An 18,061-nucleotide genomic window follows, 5' to 3' on the forward strand; every position below is an offset into this window, starting at 1 on the left:
GCCAGCGGCCAGGATGGCGTCAAGGCTGCCGGCGCCGATCGCTCCGATTTGAAATGCGCTGCTGTGTCGCGCCGTCGTCGCGACACGTTCCTTTCGCAGATGCGTCAGGCGGGATCGCTTCTGTTCTTCGCGGCGCGGTCGGCCGCGGCCGTCGTGCCGCCGCCGACGCTGGTGCGGTTCAGCGACAGCCGCATGCCTTGGGTCGGGATCGGCGCGCGCTTGGCGCTGATGGTGCGCGAGTTGACGCCCATCCAGGAGATCTCCGACGACAGCCGGCCATATTCGATCTTGGGGCAGCGGTTCATCACGACCTTCAGTCCAGCGGCCTCGGCCTTTTCGGCCGCCGCATCGTCACGCGCGCCGAGCTGCATCCAGATCACCTTCGGCAAAGGTGAGAGCTTCAGCGCCTCGTCGACGACGGGCATGATGTGCTGCGAGCTCCGGAAGATGTCGACCATGTCGAGCGGGCGGCCAATGTCGGCGAGCGAGGCGACGAAGGGGCGGCCCATCAGGCTCTTGCCGACATGGCCGGGGTTCACCGGGATCATGTCGTAGCCGCGCTGCACCAGATATTTGAAGGCGAAGAAGCTCGGCCGGATCTCCGACGGCGAGGCGCCGACCATCGCGATCACCTTCACGCCGTTGAGAATGCCGCGGATGTAGTCGTCGGGATAGGTGTCGTGATTCATGGCGGGACGCTTCTATTAGTTATTGTCATTCCGGGGCGTGCGCAGCACGAGCCCGGAATCCATACTCCCGATCGTGGTTATGGATTCCGGGCTCGCCCTCCGGGCGCCCCGGAATGACGAGCCAGTTTCAGTTTCTGTCATTGCGAGGAGCACTTGCGACGAAGCAATCCAGGGGCTCGAGCGGGACTCTGGATTGCTTCGCTGCGCTCGCAATGACGAAGGAGAGAGCAGGGCGAGCTTCACTCGTCCCGCCAATTCGGCGTCCGCTTCTCGATGAAGGCGCCGATGCCTTCCTCGGCGTCGCGGGCGAGCATGTTCTGCGTCATCACCTCTGCCGCATAGCGATAGGCGTCGGCAAGGCTCATCTCGGCCTGGCGGTAGAATGCCTCCTTGCCGAGCTTGATCGTATAGGCCGATTTGCGCGCCACTTGTTGTGCCAGCGCAATCGCGGTGTCGCGTTCCGTGCCGGCCGTGACCACGCGGTTGACGAGGCCCAATTCGCGGGCGCGGACAGCGGGAACCGGCTCGCCGGTCAGCAGCATCTCCATCGCCTGCTTGCGGGGTACGTTGCGCGACAGCGCCACCATCGGCGTCGAGCAGAACAGGCCGATGTCGACGCCGGGCGTGGCGAACGAGGCGCGCTCGGAGGCGACGGCGAGATCGCAGCTCGCGACCAGTTGACAGCCGGCGGCGGTGGCGATGCCCTGCACGGACGCGACAACCGGCTTGGGCAGATGCACGATCGCCTGCATCATCGCGCTGCAGGCGTTCATCAGCCGGGCGAAGAAGGCGCGGCCGCGGTCGGCCTCGCTGCGATGCGCGGTGAGTTCCTTGAGGTCATGGCCGGCGCAGAACGCAGGGCCATTCGCTGCGATCACCACGGCGCGCACGGCCTTGTCGGCGCCGATCTCGGCCAGGGCCCGATGCAGCTCTGCGATCAGCGGCTCCGACAGGCTGTTGCGCTGTGCCGGGCGGTTGAGCGTGAGCACGGCGACGGGGCCCGCCATCTCGCGCAACAGAATCGGCGTATCGGCGGCGTCGGCGAGGGCAGGGACGGACATTGCGATTTCCATATGGGCGCATCGATGCAGCTAATGTAACAGATGAGCAACGACGAGAGCAGGGGGAGAGATGACGGCGAAGATGACCATCGCGGAGCTGGAAGCGTTCCTGCACGCGGAATTTCCCCAGGCGTTCCGCACCGGCGGTGACATTTCGATCGAGAGCGCCGACGGCAAGAGCTGCCGGATGCGCCAGCGCTTCAATGAGCGCATGTTGCGCCCCGGCGGCACCGTCTCCGGGCCGACATTGATGGCGCTGGCCGATTTCGCGATGTACGTGGTGCTCTTGTCGGCGATCGGTCCGGTCGGTCTTGCGGTGACCACGAATCTCAACATCAACTTCCTGCGCAAGGGCGCGGCCGGCGCCGATGTGCTGGCGGAGGCGCGGCTGCTCAAGCTCGGCAAGCGGCTCGCGGTCGGCGAAGTCATGCTGCTGTCAGGGGAATCGCCCGATCCGATCGCCCATGTCACGGCGACCTATTCCATTCCGAATGCGTAGGGTTTTCGAGGGTATTATTGCACCATATTTGCAAGCTGCTGTTTTTGTTGCATTAATTTGACGCCGATGGCGTTGACGAATGCAGGCCGCTTCTCTAGAAGCTGCGACCAGTTCGGTGCGTCACCCGCGCCGCATTCTCCCTGTCACGGATATCTCTCATGAAAACCTTTTCGGCAAAGCCGGCCGAGGTCCAGAAGAAGTGGGTCGTGATCGACGCCAAGGGTCTGGTCGTCGGCCGTCTCGCCACGCTGGTCGCCATGCGGCTGCGCGGCAAGCACCTCCCGATCTACACGCCGCACGTCGACTGCGGCGACAACGTCATCATCGTCAATGCCGCGCACGCCGTGCTGACCGGCCGCAAGCGCGAGCAGAAGGTGTACTACAAGCACACCGGCTATGTCGGCCACGTCAAGGAGCGCACCGCGCGCCAGATCCTCGAGGGCCGCTTCCCCGAGCGCGTGATCGAGAAGGCCATCGAGCGCATGATCCCGCGCGGGCCGCTCGGCCGCGTGCAGATGGGCAATCTGCGTGTCTATGGCGGACCCGATCATCCGCACGAAGCGCAGAACCCCGAGAAGATCGACATCGCCAAGTTGAACCGCAAGAACACGAGGGCCGCATAAGATGGCCGAAAGCATCCAGTCTCTCGATCAGCTGTCGCAGCTCAAGGGTGCCGTCACGGCTCCCGACGCTCCGAAGTATGAGAAGAAGGTCGACAAGTTCGGCCGCGCCTATGCCACCGGCAAGCGCAAGGACGCGGTCGCCCGCGTCTGGATCAAGCCGGGCTCCGGCAAGGTCACCGTCAACACCCGCGACATCGAGGTCTACTTCGCCCGTCCGGTGCTTCGCATGATGATCGAGCAGCCGATGGTCGTCGCTGCCCGCAAGGGCCAGTACGACGTGATCTGCACGGTCGCCGGCGGCGGCCTGTCCGGCCAGGCCGGTGCGGTCCGTCACGGCCTGTCCAAGGCGCTGACGAATTTCGAGCCGGAGCTGCGCGGCGTCCTCAAGAAGGGCGGCTTCCTGACCCGCGACTCGCGCGTCGTCGAGCGTAAGAAGTACGGCAAGGCCAAGGCCCGCCGCTCCTTCCAGTTCTCGAAGCGCTGATCGCCTGGCTCCGGCTCCGCCCGGATCCATCAGCTTCAAATACGAACGGGCGCCCTCGCGGGCGCCCGTTTTGCTTTTGACGCAGGCTTGCGCGGGTCAGGCGCTGGCGCGGCGCGCGGTCAGCCATTGGCTCGGCGCCAGCGGTTTCGACACCACGCGGACCTCGCCGATGCTGCCGATGAAGCCGTCCGACGGCGCGCGGTCCCACCAGCCGCAGCCGAGTGCCCAGGGCTGCGACGCCGCCGTCGAGGCGATGCCGTTGCCGCCGATGACGCTGCGCACGACCGGCGCGCCCTCGATGTAGAGCACGGTCGAATTGTCGGCGGGATCGTTGACGATCGCGAGGTGATACCAGGTGTCGAGCATGATCTCGCCGGACCAGTCGGTCTGCGGCTGCTGGGTCGAACTCGACGGCACGATCTCCCACTGCACCTCGCGCAGGTTCGAGATCGCAAACAGGATCGGCGGCGATTCCGGATCGCCGCCGGCGTAGCCCGGCAGCCAGCCGCGGTTGCCGAAGCGGGTCAGGATGTTGCACCAGGCGTGGTCGGCGGCCTTCCAGTTCGGATCGATCTTGACGAAGGCTTCGACGGTGTAGCCGGATGCGAACGTTGCCGCGTTGATCGGCGCGTTGGCCGCGGTCGTGAACCAGCTGAAGCGGCCGGCGCCCTGCTTGGTCGTGTTGAGGAACTGCACGCTGCCCGGCGCCGACGACAGGCGATGCTTGTCGGCTGTGAAGACGACGTCGGCGACCTCCGCGGCACCCGCGAGCGTGGCGCGCTGCATCGGGTTGGCGGCGGTGAGGTCCGACAGCGCGGTGCCGGCGGCCACGGCCCTGCCGATCGCCGACGACGTGATCCGCCAATGCGCAACGGTCTCGGCCACGAGCGGATAGTCCTGCTCGTTCGCGGGCGGCACCACCACCGGTTCGGGCGCCTCGGTGTAGTTGGCGTAGAGATCCTGCTTGAGGCGCGGCAGGATCGGCGTGCCGGCGAAGGCCGGCAGATGGCTGAAATTGGTGAAGCGTGAAAACCGCCGGTGGAAGTCGATGGGAATCGAGAACGCGTGATTGTCCTCGGACAGCCAGGCGCGGTCGAACTGCTTCAGGCTGTCCTTCGGCTTCTCGACCACCCAGGGCGAGAACGAGGCGACGTCGATCTTGTTGGCCGTGAAGTCGAACTCGTACAGCCGCATCAGGCCGTTGCCGCCCTGATAGGCCATCTGATAGTCGACCACCATCTGGTGGACGGGGTTGTGGAAGTCGTTGATCTTCGTCAGCAGCGCGCCACCGTGATAGTGGCCGTTCAGGGTCATGAAGATCTGGTCGTTGCTGCGGATCAGCTTCTCCCACAGGTACTGGCCGTAGGCGACCTCGAGCGGGCTCGTGCCGTCATTGGCGATGTTCAGCAACTGGTGATTGGCGAGGATCACCGGCAGCATCGGATGCCGCGCGATCATGCTGCGCGCCCAGGCGATCGCATCGTCCGAGGCGCGCCACGACAGCGACAGCACCATGAAACTGACGCCGCAGGCATGGAACACATGCGCCTCGTGCCAGCCGCTCGGATGCCGCTCCAGGAAGGTCCGCTGCTTCGCGGCGCGGCTCGTCGGAAACCATGTGAGATAAGGCTCGGACGCGCCGCGCTGCGCATCGGTGCCCGCGCCCTGGCTCGCCGCGTTCTCGAATTCCAGCGCCGAAAGCACGTCGTGATTGCCCGCGAGCACCGAATACGGCCGGCCGGCGTTCTCTAAGAGCTTCATCGCGGCATCGGCGACCGCCCATTGCTGCGGATGCTTGGACTGGTCGACGACGTCGCCGAGGTGGATCGTGAACGGGATGTGGTACTTCGCGGCGTTGTCGACGATGAACTGCGTCTGCGCGGGGTAGGGCGTGCTGCCATATTGCCGCTGATAGGCCTGGCCTTCTTCTGACGTCGCATAGCGCGAGTAGAACTGCGTATCGGGAAGGACGGCGAGCGCGAAGCTGGTCGTGACGTGACGATGGTGACGGTGCATGCGCCAATGCGCGTGCGCCGCCTGGCCGGGCAGCAGGCTGGCGCCGAGGCCGAGCGCCGAGACGCCCATGGCATTGCGCAGCAGGGTGCGGCGATCGACGCCCTGCGCCGGCTGCGGGTCGCGCGCCGGATGATCGCCTGCGGCCGCCTTGTTGTTCGATGAATCGTCGTCGAAAGACATCCTTGTCCCCACCTCGAGCGGCGGATCGCGCCGCGGTCGGGACGTGTTAGGGAGAGATGATCTCAAATTTGAGAAGGTTTCTTATCGTTTCGATGAGTGTTCGCCGCAGGACGGGAAACCATTGATTCCGCACGATGGGGCGCACAACTATCAATGAATGACGCTGTGCCGTGTACAATCAGGGCGGGCGGTCGCGCGGATTGCCCCGGCATTTTTGAATCCTGTTTGCAGATTTCTTGCGCAGCAATTTGCTGACGAGTTGTGCCGAGCTTTTCGAGAAAACTTGGTATCCCAGGCAAACCTCTTTCCAACAAACCGCCCGCTAGGTTGATCGCGATAAGGCCGCGCTAACCCTGAATTTCCGCGCCGCCGCAGCAAGCGAGGTGATCGATGGCGCTTGATAGCATGACGCTCGACATCGTAGCGACCATGGTCGCAGCGCTGCTTGGCGCTATGTTGCTCCACTTCGGCCGGCAGGAGAACACGCCGGCGCTGCGCTGGTGGGGCGCGGCCTACGTCCTCGGCGCGGTCGCGATCGCGCTGTGGACCTTGATCGGCGAGCTCTACGGCGAGGTGGTGTCGCTGTTCCTGAGCTCCATCGGCCTGATCGCCACCGCCATGGTGTGGAACGCCGCGCGCGTGTTCCACGGCAAGCCGGCGAGCGTGCCCGGGCTCGTGCTCGGCGCGACGGTCTGGATCGCCAGCGGCATGCTGCTCGATGCGTCGGCGCAGGCGCTGCGGCTGACGATCGGCGCAGCGATCGTCGTGATCTACGCCATGCTGACCGCGGCCGAGCTGTGGCAGGAGCGGCGGCGGACCTTGCACAAGCGCTGGCCGGCGCTGATCGTGCCGGTGATGCATGGCTTCGTGCTGATGCTGCCGATCCTGCTCGGCAACGTGCTGCGCGATTCCGACGGCGCCTTCGCCGCGGCCTGGGTCACGATCTTCTCGATCGAGCTCGTGCTCTATGCGGTCGGCACCGTGTTCGTGATCTTCATGCTGGTGTCCGAGCGCATCGTCAGCGCCCACAAGCGCGCGGCGACCACCGACCCGTTGACGGGCCTGCTCAACCGCCGCGGCTTTGCCGAGTCCTGCGCGCAGCTGATCGAGCGCGAGGCGCGCGAGCAGCGCCCGGTCAGCGTGCTGATCTTCGACATCGATCATTTCAAGTCGATCAACGACCGCTTCGGTCACGCCGAGGGCGACGAGGTCCTGAAGCTGTTCGCAAACGTCGTGGTCAACAATCTGCGCCTCACCGATCTCTCGGGCCGGATCGGCGGCGAGGAGTTCGCAGCACTTCTGCCCTGTTCCATCGAAGAGGCCATGGTCGCCGCCGAGCGTGTCCGCGAGGCGTTCGCGGCCTCCGGCGTGGTGTGCGAGGACAAGCCGGTCGATACCACCGTCAGCATCGGCGTCGCCGGCGGGCCGGGCGGGACCGATCTCGACGTGCTGCTCGCGGCCGCCGATACCGCGCTCTACAAGGCCAAGCGCTCCGGTCGCAACCGGGTCGAGGCCTCGGCGGAGCTGCCGCTGTCGCTCGACCGCTACCGCCGCCAGCGCGCTGCCGCGGCTGCCAGCCTGCCGCAGTCGGGAGAGGCGGTGTTGTCCAGCTGAGGTGCGGCTTTCGCTCTCCCGAGGTCTGGGCTAGACAAGCGGCCCACACCAGGGGAGGCCGACAGAACATGATCACGGAAATCGCCCAGATCGACGTCAAGCCGGGCACGGAGAAGGATTTCGAGGCCGCGGTCGCGAAAGCACGCGCCGCCTTCGGCCGCTCCAAGGGCTTTCACGGCTTCGAGCTGCACAGATCGATCGAGAAGCCGCAGCGCTACCGCCTGATGGTGAAGTGGGAAACGCTCGAAAACCATACGGTCGATTTCCGCGGCTCGGAGAACTTCACCGAATGGCGCGGCCTGGTCGGGCAGTATTTTGCCAATCCTCCGGATGTCGAGCACACCGAGACGGTGCTGACCTCGGCCGGCTGAGGCCGCGCGTCAGCGCTGCTCCGCCACGGAACACAACATGACGCATGACGATCTGGTCGAAGCCTACTCTGCCGGGGGACGGCACTACCACGATCTTCGCCACGTCCAGGATTGCCTGGACCAGCTCGATCGCGTCGCGGACCTCAGCGTCCGCGAGCGCGAGGTCCTAACGCTGGCGATCTGGTGGCACGACGCCGTGTATGATCCCACGCGGTCCGACAATGAAGAGCAGAGCGCCATCCTTGCCGAGCGTCACGTCGCGCCCGCGCTGCGCGACGAGGTCGGACGCCTGATCCGGCTGACCCGGACGCACGATGTCGCGCCCGACGATCGGCTTGGCGCGCTGCTCGTCTCGATCGATCTCGCCATTCTCGGCACCGACGAGGCCAGCTACGACGTCTACGCGGATGCGATCCGGCGCGAATATGCTGATGTGCCGGACGACGCCTACCGCGCCGGGCGCGCGGCGGTGCTGGAGCGGTTCGCGCGGCGCCCCGTGATCTATCCGGATGCGAGCTTTGCCGCTGCGCTCGACCAGAAGGCGCGGGCCAACCTCGCGCGCGAGCTGCACGGCCTTCGATCATAAGCAGGATCGGCTCAGGCGTTTCGCGCGGCCGCGTCGCCGCGGCAATGCAGCCCGTGCAGCATTGCATGTGCTGATAGCGCTTGTCTTTTGCCGTGGCCCGACATGCAATGAGATGACATGCGCGTCGCCATGACGTGCTCCCCATTTTCTGGAACTCCGTCATGCCGATCATCAACCGCGCCGCCGAGCTGGCGGAAGACGCCAAGGTCTGGCGCCGCGATTTCCACCAGCATCCCGAGCTCCAATATGAGGTGCATCGGACGGCCGGGCGCGTCGCCGAGCTCTTGACCTCGTTCGGTGTCGACGAGGTCGTCACCGGCATCGGCCGGACCGGCGTCGTCGGCGTCATCCGCGGCCGCGAGTCGTCGCCGCGGGTGATCGGCCTGCGCGCCGACATGGACGCGCTGCCGCTGCAGGAGGTCAGCGACATCCCGCACAAGTCCACCATTCCCGGCAAGATGCACGCCTGCGGCCATGACGGCCACACCGCGATGCTGCTGGGCGCGGCGCGCTATCTCGCCGAGACGCGCAACTTCGCCGGCACGGCCATCGTCATCTTCCAGCCAGCCGAGGAGGGTGGGGCCGGTGGCCGTGCGATGGTCGAGGATGGCCTGATGGAGCGCTTCGGCATCGAGGAGGTCTACGGCCTGCACAATGCGCCGGGCCTGCCGCTCGGAACGGTCGCGACGCGCACCGGCGCCGTGATGGCCGCGGCCGACACCTTCGAGGTGCGTCTGAAGGGCCTCGGCGGCCACGCCGCGCGGCCGAACAAATGCGTCGATCCGATCATCGCCGGCGCGCAGATCGTGACCGCGCTGCAGACGATCGTGGCGCGCAACGTCGATCCGGTCGAAAGCGCGGTGCTGTCGATCACGCGCTTTCACGCGGGGACGACCGCCGACAACATCATTCCGCAGACCGCTGTCATCGGCGGCACCGTGCGCACGCTCGATGAGGACATCCGCCGCTTAATGGACGAACGCTTCAAGGGCCTGGTGACGGCGCTCGCGAGCGGCATGGGCGTGGAGGCGGAAATCGACTACGAATGGGGCTATCCGGTCGTCATCAACCATGCAGAGCAGACCGCGTTCGCGGCCGACGTGGCGCGCAGCGTCGTCGGGCCGGATCAGGTCATCATCGACATGCCGCCCCGGCTCGGCGGCGAGGACTTCGCCTACATGCTGCAGGCGCGGCCCGGCGCGTTCGTCTTCATGGGCATCGGCGATGGGGCCGGCGTGCATCACCCGGAATATGATTTCAACGACGACGTGATTCCGCACGGCATCAGCTATTGGGCCAAGCTGGTCGAGACCGCGATGCCGGCCGGCTGAGCGAGCTCTGACCGGGCCTCAGATCGCGGCCGCGGCGTCCTCGGTGCGGCGGTCGCTCTTGAAATAGTCGATCATGACCTTGGCGATCGCCATCAGCGGCAGCGCCAGGGTCAGGCCCCAGACGCCGAACACGATGCCGAGCAGGATCTGGAACGCAAACAGCGTGGCCGGCGGGATGTCCAGCGCCTGGCGCTGGATCAGCGGCGTCAGCACGTAGCTCTCCATCGCGTGCACGCCGAGGAACAGCACGAAGGCGCTGACCGCTGCGACCCAGCCGGAGGCGAGGCTCGCCAGCACCACGATGACGCCGGCGATGATCGCGCCGACGGTCGGAATGAACGCCAGCAGGCCGGCCTGGATGCCCAGGATGAACGAGCTCTGCACGCCGATGATGGCGAGGCCGATCCAGGTGACGAGGAAGACTGCGAACATCGTCGTGATCTGGGCGATCAGCCAGCGTTCCAGCGTGTAGCTGATGCGGTCCACGATCACGGTGGCCTGGTCCCGGTACTTCGCCGGCGCCAGGAAAAGCAATCCGCTGCGGTAGACCGCCGGCTGGGCCGCGAAGGCCAATCCCAGGAACAGCACGATGAAGAAGTTGCCGACGGCGCTGACGGTGCCGAGCAGCAGCTTGAAGGTCTGGCTGACGATGGCGCCGCCGGAGGAGGCCAGCGCGCTCGGCGAGGGCAGGCCGCCCGGCAGGCCATGGGACGGCGTCTGGGTCGGTGTGGTCGAGCCGCCATCAGGCGCGGCAGTGGCCGTGCTCGCGGCGTTGAAGTCGAAGAAGCTGGTGTCGATGCCGTTGCGGTCGAGGAAGCCCTTGATGTTGCCGAGCTGCGACTTGATCGTATCGCTCAGCACCTTGGCCTGGTCCGCGATGGTGGTGCCGCCGAGGAAGACGATGCCGACGAGCACGGCCGCGAGCGCCAGGCAGACGATGACGAGCCGCGCCGGATGCGGCCAGGGCAGGACGCGGCCGAGCAGGCTGGTCATCGCGTTGAGCGCGACGCCGAGCAGCATGCCCGCGAACAACAGGAAGATCGCAGCCGCGTAATACCAGGTGAAGGCCATGCCGGCCATGAACAGGGTTACCCCGATGCCGCCCACGGCAATGGCCCAGGCCAGGTCGCTGCGGGCCTGGAGGCGTGGGTCGGCGGGGGCGGTCATGAGGCATCCTCTGTGCTGATCGGCCCCCACACATTGGCGAAAACGGCTGGCGGATCAAGCGCAGGCTTGGGGAAGCGGGGCGCTGCAGGACGCTTGCGGGGGTGTCCGGAATTGGCATTGGGGACCCGCGTGGCCATATGTTGATCCTGCCGTGCGACGCGGGCATGATTTGTGCCTGCCACACTGGCGGACGCGGCCGCCAACGGCCACATAAGAGGGGAGAGAAACAAAAACAATGAAACGTCCGGTGGTCGGCGTGATCGGCAACAGCCATCGCGTCGAGAACAGGTTCACCGTGCAGATGGTGGGCGAGCGCAACCTGAGCGCCGTGGCCGAGGTCGCGGGCGCGCTGCCGCTGATGTTTGCCGGCGTTCCCGAGATCACCGACATCGCCGCGCTGCTCGATGTCGTTGATGGCGTGGTGCTGACCGGCGCCCGCGCCAATGTGCATCCGACCCGCTTCAATACCGAGCCGAGCCTCAAGCACGAGCCCTACGACGTCCACCGCGACGAGGTCGCGCTGCAGCTGTCGGAAGCCTGCGTCTCCAGAGGCATCCCGCTGTTCGGCATCTGCCGCGGCTTGCAGGAGATGAACGTCGCCTTCGGCGGCTCGCTGCATCCGGAGATTCGCGAAATTCCCGGCCGCATGAACCACCGCATGCCGAGGCTGGAGAACGGCGAGATCCATCCCGATCCCAACGTCGTGTTCGCCGATCGCCACGAGGTGCGGCTGACGCCGGGCGGTGCCTTCGCCAGCATCCTCGGCTGCGACAGCATCAAGGTCAATTCGCTGCATGGTCAGGGCATCCTGGAGCCGGGCGACCGCGTCGTGATCGAGGGCATCGCCGAGGACGGCACCATCGAGGCCATCCGCATCGCCGACGCGCCATCCTTTGCGCTCGGCGTGCAATGGCATGCCGAATATGACCCGCAGAAGAACCCGATCAATCGCAAGCTGTTCGAGGCGTTCGGTGAGGCGGTGAGGAAGCGGCATCTGTCATCCTGACGTCGGGGCTGAACCGGGTTTCCAAAACGGCAGACGAAGCTGCAGAGACGGCTCATCGTGAGCTCGTCACAAGGAATCCGTGATGCGCCACGTCCTGACTGTCGCCATTGTGCTCCTCGCCGCTCCGGCCTTGGCCCAAGGCACGCCGCCGATGGAAGGCCCGATCACCTGCTCGTCGCCGGTCGCGGCCACCGATTCGGCAAACAGCCTCAAGCAGCGCTATGGCGACGAGGCCGTGGTTCAGGATCTGCCGGGCGCCGAGGGCGAGACCTACAAGGGCCTCGTGCTGTTTCCGCGGGCGATGGACCGGCGCATCGAGGTCGGCTTCATCGACGATAAGGTCGCGACGGTGTCCGGGCTCACCTTGCGCGATACGGCCAAGACGAGCCGCTGGAGCGTTGCAGGCATCACGATCGGTGCGAGCCTTGCCGCAGTCCAGAAGGCCAATGGCAAGCCGTTCGTCGTTTCAGGCTTCGGCTGGGACTATGGCGGCTTCGTCACCGACTTCAAGAACGGCACGCTGGGACGCATCTTGCCGGGCGGCTGCTCGGTCACCGTGCGCTTCGGCAGGGACAAGGACGCGCCGCGGGCGCTTTCGGGCGATGGTGTGAAGGTGTCGTCCGACAATCCGGCGCTGGTGAAATTCGCGCCCGTCGTCACCGAGATCGGCATCAATTTCGCCGCGAAGTGATGGCTTCATAGTCGCAGGACTGACCGGGATGAGCATGCGCCGAACGAGCTTGTTGTTGATGCTTCTGGCTGCGCCGGCATGGGCACAGACCGCGCCGCCTGCCGATGGGCCGATCACCTGCACCTCGCCGGTGTCGGTCACGGACTCCGCCAAGAGCCTGATGCAGCGCTACGGCCAGGAGGCGGTGACAGACGACCGGTTGTTCACCGGGGTGGAGGACATCACCTATCAAGGCGTCGTGCTGTCGCCAAAAGTGCCGGACTGGCGTATCGAGATCGGCTTTGCTGACGAGACGATGCGGCGGGTGTCACGTCTCACCTTGATCGACTCCAAGACGAGTCATTGGAACGTTGCCGGCGTGACGCTCGGCTCCACTTTGGCCGAGGTGCAGAAGATCAATGGCAGGCCGTTTCTGATCCGCGAGTTCTTCACCGATGGTGGCGGCTTCGTTGTCGACTGGAAAGGCGGCACGCTGAGCCGTCCTTTGCCGGGTGGATGCTCCGTCAGCGTTCGCTTCGGCAGTGACGACCACGAGGGAAATCCGATCGGTGATCGCATCGCATCCGACAAGGCGGAGTTGCGCAAATGGGGACCGGTGGTCGAGCAGATCGTGGTGGGCTTTCCCGAAAAATAGCGGCTGAGTGCGCCGTCGGGCCTCATGGTTCGAGATAGCGCGCACTTCTGTCGGATGATCTCATTGACTCATGGGCGCGCGCCTCCTCACCATGAGGAGAAACCGCGGCCTTGCGCGACCTCCATCTCCTCATCCTTAAGGAGCTTGGCGATAGCCGAGCGTCTCGAAGGACGAGTCCCGTTGGATCATCGCAGATGAGCAGCCACCAAAAAAAGGCGCCCGGTGAAGGGCGCTGGGGGCAGGGGTGGTGCGGCAAGATCTCCATCAGGAAAGCTTGCCGCGTTTCTCGATAGCCACGACAACGCAGCGCTCGTCAATGGGCGCCGGTCGCAGGCGCGTCCGGCGGATTCTCCGAGAGCGGCCGTCTCCTACGGCCAAGCCCAATCCGTGCAGTTCGTCCCGCGCGTGGCGAGAGCGCGGCTGCGATCAGGGCTTTGCGAGATGCCAGGCGTTGTTCAGGAAGCCGTCGCCTGTGATGTCGCCGGGCTTTTGATCCTTGGCGAAGGTGTAGAGCGGCTTGCCCTTGTAAGCCCACTGCCTGGAGCCGTCGTCCCGGGTGATGATGGTGTAGTTGGCGTCGGCCTTGTCGCTGGCTTCGGCTTTCAGGACCGGCCAGTTGGTCGCGCAGGGACCGTTGCAGGCTGATTTGCCGTCGACGTCCTTGTCGAACGTGTAGAGCGTCATGCCCTTGTTGTCGGTGAGGATGTCACCCTTCGTGCTGCTGCCGCTCTTGGTTGGAGGCGCCGCGCTGGCGGACGAGATCGCCGCGAGTGAGATTGCGGCGGTCAGGAAGAGGTGCGAGATCGAAAGCTTGGTCATTCGAAATCTCCCAATGCGTGTGGATCACAGGGATAGAAACTCATTCCGGCCCGATCTATTCCTTGCGCCTGTCCATATTCGTCATTGGGAGGAATGTCGTACCGCCGTTCTGGCGCTCATGCCGGCCTTGGCATTCGCAGCACGGCACTGCGACACCAATGAAAAGGGCGCCCCGTGAGGGGCGCCCTGGTGTCGTCATCCGCCGATCAATCGGGCTGTCAGCCCGAGTAGTACATGTCGAACTCGACCGGGTGCGGGGTCATTTCGAAGCGCTCGACCTCGGTCATCTTCAGCGCGATGTAGCTGTCGATGAAGTCGTCGTCGAACACGCCGCCGGCCTTCAGGAAGGCGCGGTCCTTGTCGAGGTTCTCGAGCGCCTCGCGCAAGCTGCCGCAGACGGTCGGGATCTGCTTCAGCTCTTCCTTCGGCAGGTCGTAGAGGTCCTTGTCCATCGCCGGGCCCGGATCGAGCTTGTTCTTCACGCCGTCGAGGCCGGCCATCAGCATCGCGGCAAAGCCGAGATAGGGATTGGCGAGCGGATCGGGGAAGCGGACCTCGACGCGCTTGGCCTTCGGCGACGAGGTGTAGGGGATGCGGCAGGACGCCGAGCGGTTGCGCGCGGAGTAGGCGAGCAGCACCGGCGCCTCATAGCCCGGGACCAGACGCTTGTAGGAGTTGGTCGACGGGTTGGTGAAGGCGTTGATGGCCTTGGCGTGCTTGATGATGCCGGCGATGTAGGACAGGCAGGTCTCCGACAGGTCGGAATACTTGTTGCCCGCGAACACCGGCTTGCCGTCCTTCCAGATCGACTGGTGGACGTGCATGCCCGAGCCGTTGTCGCCATAGACCGGCTTCGGCATGAAGGTGGCGGTCTTGCCGTAGATGTGGGCGACCTGATGGATGCAGTATTTGTAGATCTGCATCTGGTCGGCCATCAAGGTCAGCGTGTCGAACTTCATGCCGAGCTCGTGCTGGGCGGAAGCGACCTCGTGATGGTGCTTCTCGACCTTGACGCCCATGCGGGCCATGGCGCCGAGCATCTCCGAGCGCATGTCCTGCACCGAGTCCTGCGGCGGCACCGGGAAGTAGCCCGCCTTGGTGCGGATGCGGTGGCCGAGATTGCCGCCCTCATATTCGGTGTCGGAGTTGGTCGGCAGCTCCGAGGAGTCCAGGCGGAAGCCGGTGTTGTAGGGCGACGAGCTATAGCGCACGTCGTCGAACACGAAGAACTCGGCTTCGGGGCCGACGAACACGGTGTCGCCCACGCCCATCGACTTCACCATCGCCTCGGCCTTCTTGGCGATGCCGCGGGGGTCGCGGTTGTACGGCTCGCCGGTGGTCGGCTCGAGCACGTCGCAGGTGATGATCATGGTGGTTTCGGCGAAGAACGGATCGATCGTCGCGGTCACCGGGTCGGGCATCAGGCACATGTCGGATTCATTGATCGCCTTCCAGCCGGCGATCGAGGAGCCGTCGAACATCGTGCCTTCGGCAAAAATGTCTTCGTCGATCATGCTGACGTCGAAGGTGACGTGCTGCCACTTGCCCCGCGGGTCGGTGAAGCGGAGGTCGACGTATTTGACGTCATTGTCCTTGATTGCTTTCAAGACGTCCTTGGCGGTCTTCATGAATACCCCTCTTGGCTTATAACGTCACGGCCCGGCGCGGGACGGCGTCCGCGGGTCATGCTCCATAGCCTCGTGCGGGAGCCAAGACAACATCGGAAACGGCAAAACGGCCGCGTGCAAGCGCCTCGCAGAGGACACTCGAGCTGCCGTGGGGGCTGCTGGCGCAGCAAACGTTCCGTGGGGGGCCTGGAGCGGACGGTCCGTTGAGGCCCCCCGATCAGGCTAGATCGCGTCCAGCCCGGATTCTCCGGTTCGGATGCGGATGGCTTCCTCGATGTTGGACACGAAGATCTTGCCGTCGCCGATGCGGCCGGTCTGGGCGGCGCGGCGGATCGCCTCGATCGCGCGCTCGACCAGGTCGTCGCCGATCACGATCTCGATCTTCACCTTGGGCAGGAAATCAACGATGTATTCGGCGCCCCGGTAGAGCTCGGCATGGCCTTTTTGCCGGCCGAAACCCTTCGCTTCGGTAACGGTGATGCCCTGAAGTCCCACCTCCTGAAGCGCCTCCTTCACCTCGTCGAGCTTGAACGGCTTGATGATGGCTTCGATCTTCTTCACTGAGCGCCTCCCGGGCATTCCGCTATAAACAACATGTGGGTCATCGTCAGGCTGCGCCCACGCGCAAGTCGTTCGATCATTTCGTTACCGGGCCCAACACGCTCCGGCGGAGGCCCGGTGATTGATTGCCCGACTTGCCCCGTGCCGAAGTGGCTCCACAAAAGCAGGGTCTATGCCAAGTCGTTAACGGGCCCAAATGGAGCCGATATTCAGGCATTTCACCAGCACCCGACGATTCCCTCAAGGAACGTCTAGAATACCGGAGCCTTGAGATTAGGCAAACAGATCAAACATTGTGCAGGTCTTGACGGCGGGGCCGCGCGCTGTCCGAAATGCCCAGGGAAAAGGCGACGTGCCGGGTTTCGTCGCGTCTTGCCAGATGTGCAGCGCCCTTGGAAGTTGCGGGCTGGCGCGGCAATAGGGAGCGCGGGATTCGCCCGCACCGGCTCCGAGGGACGGGGCGCCGACGTCCGCTGCGAGGCGACGGGGACGACATCACGCAGCCGGCGCAAGACGGCGGCTGGGGACGAGAGCGGTAATGGACATCTTGACCACGAGCGAAATGGAGCGCGCCGACCGGCTGACCATCGCGGCCGGCACGCCGGGCTTTTCGCTGATGCTGAGCGCCGGACAGGCGGTGGCCGAGGCGGCCATGGACCTGGTCGAGACCGGGCCGATCGTGGTCGTGTGTGGGCCGGGCAACAATGGCGGCGACGGTTTCGTTGCCGCGGCCGAGCTCGCCGCGCAGGGCAGGGACGTGTCGGTCATCCTGATGTGCGAGCGCGACGCGCTGCACGGCGACGCGGCCTCCGCCGCCAAGGGCTGGAAGTTTCCGGTGCTGCCGTTCACGCCGCAGGCGATCGGCAAGCCGGCGCTGATCATCGACGCGCTGTTCGGCGCAGGTCTCAGCCGGCCCGTCACCGGCGAGCCCCATGACGTCATCGCAGCGATCAACGGCAATGGCGCGCCGGTGCTCGCCGTCGACCTGCCGAGCGGCATCAACGGCACCACGGCCGCGGTGATGGGCATCGCGGTCCGCGCCACCGAGACGGTGACCTTCTTCCGCAAGAAGCCGGCGCACCTGCTGCTGCCGGGCCGCCAGCATTGCGGGCGCGTCCGGCTCGCCGACATCGGCATCGATCCCCAGGTGCTCGCCGAGATCAGGCCGCAGGCCTTCGAGAACGATCCCGAGCTGTGGGAGGGCCATTTTCCGGTGCCACGCATCGACGGCCACAAATACGCCCGCGGGCACGTGCTGGCGATGTCCGGCGACGTCACCGCCACGGGCGCGGCGCGGATGGCCGCGCGGGCCGCATTGCGGGCGGGCGCCGGCCTGGTCACGCTGGCCTCGCCGCGCGATGCGCTGGCGGTCAATGCTGCGGCGCTGACGGCGGTGATGGTGCGCGCCGCCGACACCGCGATCGCGTTCGGCGAATTGCTCGGCGACAAGCGCTACAACACCTGCATCATCGGACCCGGCACCGGCGTCAGCGAGCGCACGCGCGACCTCGTCTACACCGCGCTGACGGCGCAGCGTCATCTCGTGCTCGATGCCGACGCATTGACGAGCTTCGCCGATGCGCCGGAGCGGTTGTTCGAGCAGATCAGGGCGATGACCGAGGCGCAGATCGTGCTGACGCCGCACGAGGGCGAATTCCCGCGGCTGTTCTCGGATCTCAGCAACAAGCATCCCGGCCGCTCCAAGCTGGAGCGCGTCCGCGCGGCGGCCGCGCGCTGCGGCGCCGTGGTGCTGTTGAAGGGCGCCGACACGACGGTGGCCGCGCCCGACGGCCGCGCCGCGATCGCCGCCAACGCGCCGCCCTGGCTCGCCACCGCCGGCGCCGGCGACGTGCTCGCCGGCATCATCGCCGGCTTGCTGGCGCAGGGTGTGCCGGCGTTCGAGGCCGCCTGCATCGGCGTCTGGATGCATGGCGAGGCGGGCAACGAGGCGGGACCGGGGCTGATCGCGGAGGATCTGACGGAGACCTTGCCTGCGGTGTTCCGGCGGCTCTATGACCGGTTCGGCGTCGAGTATTGATTAGGGGCGAGTCGTCGCCTCAACCACGCTGTCATGCCCGCGAAGGCGGGCGATGACAGTTGG

General features: G+C 65.8%; 18 protein-coding genes. 11 read left to right on the forward strand and 7 right to left on the reverse strand.

Annotated elements, in window-relative coordinates; translation table 11 throughout:
* Window positions 1-104: 104 nt before the first annotated feature.
* Both ACQR13_RS19495 and ACQR13_RS19500 read right to left on the reverse strand, forming a co-directional pair.
* Entirely contained in the window at window positions 105-689 is a 585-nt protein-coding gene (locus ACQR13_RS19495) for a CoA-binding protein (protein WP_315750866.1), read from the reverse strand.
* 239 nt (window positions 690-928) lie between these two features.
* Window positions 929-1,750, reverse strand: a complete 822-nt coding sequence (locus ACQR13_RS19500) for an enoyl-CoA hydratase (RefSeq protein WP_315750868.1) — start codon at window positions 1,748-1,750, stop codon at window positions 929-931.
* Between the two features lie 70 nt (window positions 1,751-1,820).
* On the opposite strand from ACQR13_RS19500, the gene ACQR13_RS19505 reads away from it, so the two are divergent.
* The 3 genes from ACQR13_RS19505 to rpsI all read left to right on the forward strand — a co-directional run bounded on the left by ACQR13_RS19505 (window position 1,821) and on the right by rpsI (window position 3,356).
* Window positions 1,821-2,249, forward strand: a complete 429-nt coding sequence (locus ACQR13_RS19505; protein WP_315750870.1) for a PaaI family thioesterase — start codon at window positions 1,821-1,823, stop codon at window positions 2,247-2,249.
* 158 nt (window positions 2,250-2,407) lie between these two features.
* On the forward strand, window positions 2,408-2,872 hold the full coding sequence (rplM, locus tag ACQR13_RS19510) for a 50S ribosomal protein L13 (protein ID WP_315711511.1): 465 nt from the start codon (window positions 2,408-2,410) through the stop codon (window positions 2,870-2,872).
* Between the two features lies 1 nt (window position 2,873).
* The gene (gene rpsI, locus ACQR13_RS19515; RefSeq protein ID WP_172109671.1) at window positions 2,874-3,356 is read left to right on the forward strand and encodes a 30S ribosomal protein S9; all 483 of its coding nucleotides are present in this window, start codon (window positions 2,874-2,876) and stop codon (window positions 3,354-3,356) included.
* A 96-nt stretch (window positions 3,357-3,452) separates the two neighbouring features.
* Here rpsI and ACQR13_RS19520 read toward each other — a convergent pair whose 3' ends face one another.
* Window positions 3,453-5,552, reverse strand: coding sequence for a LamG-like jellyroll fold domain-containing protein (locus tag ACQR13_RS19520; RefSeq protein ID WP_316226256.1), 2,100 nt, complete (start codon window positions 5,550-5,552; stop codon window positions 3,453-3,455).
* A gap of 390 nt (window positions 5,553-5,942) precedes the next feature.
* Here ACQR13_RS19520 and ACQR13_RS19525 point away from each other — a divergent pair, with 390 nt between their 5' ends.
* The 4 genes from ACQR13_RS19525 (at window position 5,943) to ACQR13_RS19540 (ending at window position 9,454) form a co-directional block, all read left to right on the forward strand.
* Window positions 5,943-7,166: a diguanylate cyclase gene (locus ACQR13_RS19525; RefSeq protein WP_434863117.1), complete on the forward strand. Its 1,224-nt coding sequence runs from the start codon at window positions 5,943-5,945 to the stop codon at window positions 7,164-7,166.
* A 68-nt stretch (window positions 7,167-7,234) separates the two neighbouring features.
* Window positions 7,235-7,537 (forward strand): antibiotic biosynthesis monooxygenase family protein, encoded by a 303-nt coding sequence (locus ACQR13_RS19530; RefSeq protein WP_434863118.1) that lies wholly within the window; start codon window positions 7,235-7,237, stop codon window positions 7,535-7,537.
* 37 nt (window positions 7,538-7,574) lie between these two features.
* Entirely contained in the window at window positions 7,575-8,123 is a 549-nt protein-coding gene (locus ACQR13_RS19535) for an HD domain-containing protein (RefSeq protein WP_434863119.1), read from the forward strand.
* 161 nt (window positions 8,124-8,284) lie between these two features.
* Entirely contained in the window at window positions 8,285-9,454 is a 1,170-nt protein-coding gene (locus tag ACQR13_RS19540; RefSeq protein ID WP_316175239.1) for a M20 aminoacylase family protein, read from the forward strand.
* Between the two features lie 18 nt (window positions 9,455-9,472).
* Here ACQR13_RS19540 and ACQR13_RS19545 read toward each other — a convergent pair whose 3' ends face one another.
* The gene (locus tag ACQR13_RS19545) at window positions 9,473-10,621 is read right to left on the reverse strand and encodes an AI-2E family transporter (protein WP_315711522.1); all 1,149 of its coding nucleotides are present in this window, start codon (window positions 10,619-10,621) and stop codon (window positions 9,473-9,475) included.
* A gap of 235 nt (window positions 10,622-10,856) precedes the next feature.
* Here ACQR13_RS19545 and ACQR13_RS19550 point away from each other — a divergent pair, with 235 nt between their 5' ends.
* The 3 genes from ACQR13_RS19550 (at window position 10,857) to ACQR13_RS19560 (ending at window position 12,952) form a co-directional block, all read left to right on the forward strand.
* Window positions 10,857-11,627 carry a gamma-glutamyl-gamma-aminobutyrate hydrolase family protein gene (locus ACQR13_RS19550; RefSeq protein ID WP_316175240.1) on the forward strand — a complete coding sequence of 257 codons (771 nt, stop codon included), beginning with the start codon at window positions 10,857-10,859 and terminating at the stop codon, window positions 11,625-11,627.
* An 82-nt stretch (window positions 11,628-11,709) separates the two neighbouring features.
* Window positions 11,710-12,318, forward strand: coding sequence for a hypothetical protein (locus ACQR13_RS19555; RefSeq protein WP_434863120.1), 609 nt, complete (start codon window positions 11,710-11,712; stop codon window positions 12,316-12,318).
* A 58-nt stretch (window positions 12,319-12,376) separates the two neighbouring features.
* Window positions 12,377-12,952, forward strand: coding sequence for a hypothetical protein (locus ACQR13_RS19560; RefSeq protein ID WP_410052617.1), 576 nt, complete (start codon window positions 12,377-12,379; stop codon window positions 12,950-12,952).
* 426 nt (window positions 12,953-13,378) lie between these two features.
* Here ACQR13_RS19560 and ACQR13_RS19565 read toward each other — a convergent pair whose 3' ends face one another.
* From ACQR13_RS19565 to ACQR13_RS19575, 3 genes are all read right to left on the reverse strand, one after another.
* Window positions 13,379-13,771: a COG4315 family predicted lipoprotein gene (locus tag ACQR13_RS19565; RefSeq protein WP_434863121.1), complete on the reverse strand. Its 393-nt coding sequence runs from the start codon at window positions 13,769-13,771 to the stop codon at window positions 13,379-13,381.
* Window positions 13,772-13,989: 218 nt separating this feature from the next.
* Window positions 13,990-15,399 carry a type I glutamate--ammonia ligase gene (gene glnA, locus ACQR13_RS19570; protein ID WP_006611030.1) on the reverse strand — a complete coding sequence of 470 codons (1,410 nt, stop codon included), beginning with the start codon at window positions 15,397-15,399 and terminating at the stop codon, window positions 13,990-13,992.
* Between the two features lie 222 nt (window positions 15,400-15,621).
* Window positions 15,622-15,960, reverse strand: a complete 339-nt coding sequence (locus tag ACQR13_RS19575) for a P-II family nitrogen regulator (RefSeq protein ID WP_009027873.1) — start codon at window positions 15,958-15,960, stop codon at window positions 15,622-15,624.
* A gap of 538 nt (window positions 15,961-16,498) precedes the next feature.
* On the opposite strand from ACQR13_RS19575, the gene ACQR13_RS19580 reads away from it, so the two are divergent.
* Entirely contained in the window at window positions 16,499-17,998 is a 1,500-nt protein-coding gene (locus ACQR13_RS19580) for an NAD(P)H-hydrate dehydratase (RefSeq protein WP_434863122.1), read from the forward strand.
* Window positions 17,999-18,061: the final 63 nt, after the last annotated feature.

Origin of the sequence: Bradyrhizobium sp. HKCCYLRH3059, from assembly GCF_051168035.1 — a bacterium.
GTDB lineage: Bacteria > Pseudomonadota > Alphaproteobacteria > Rhizobiales > Xanthobacteraceae > Bradyrhizobium.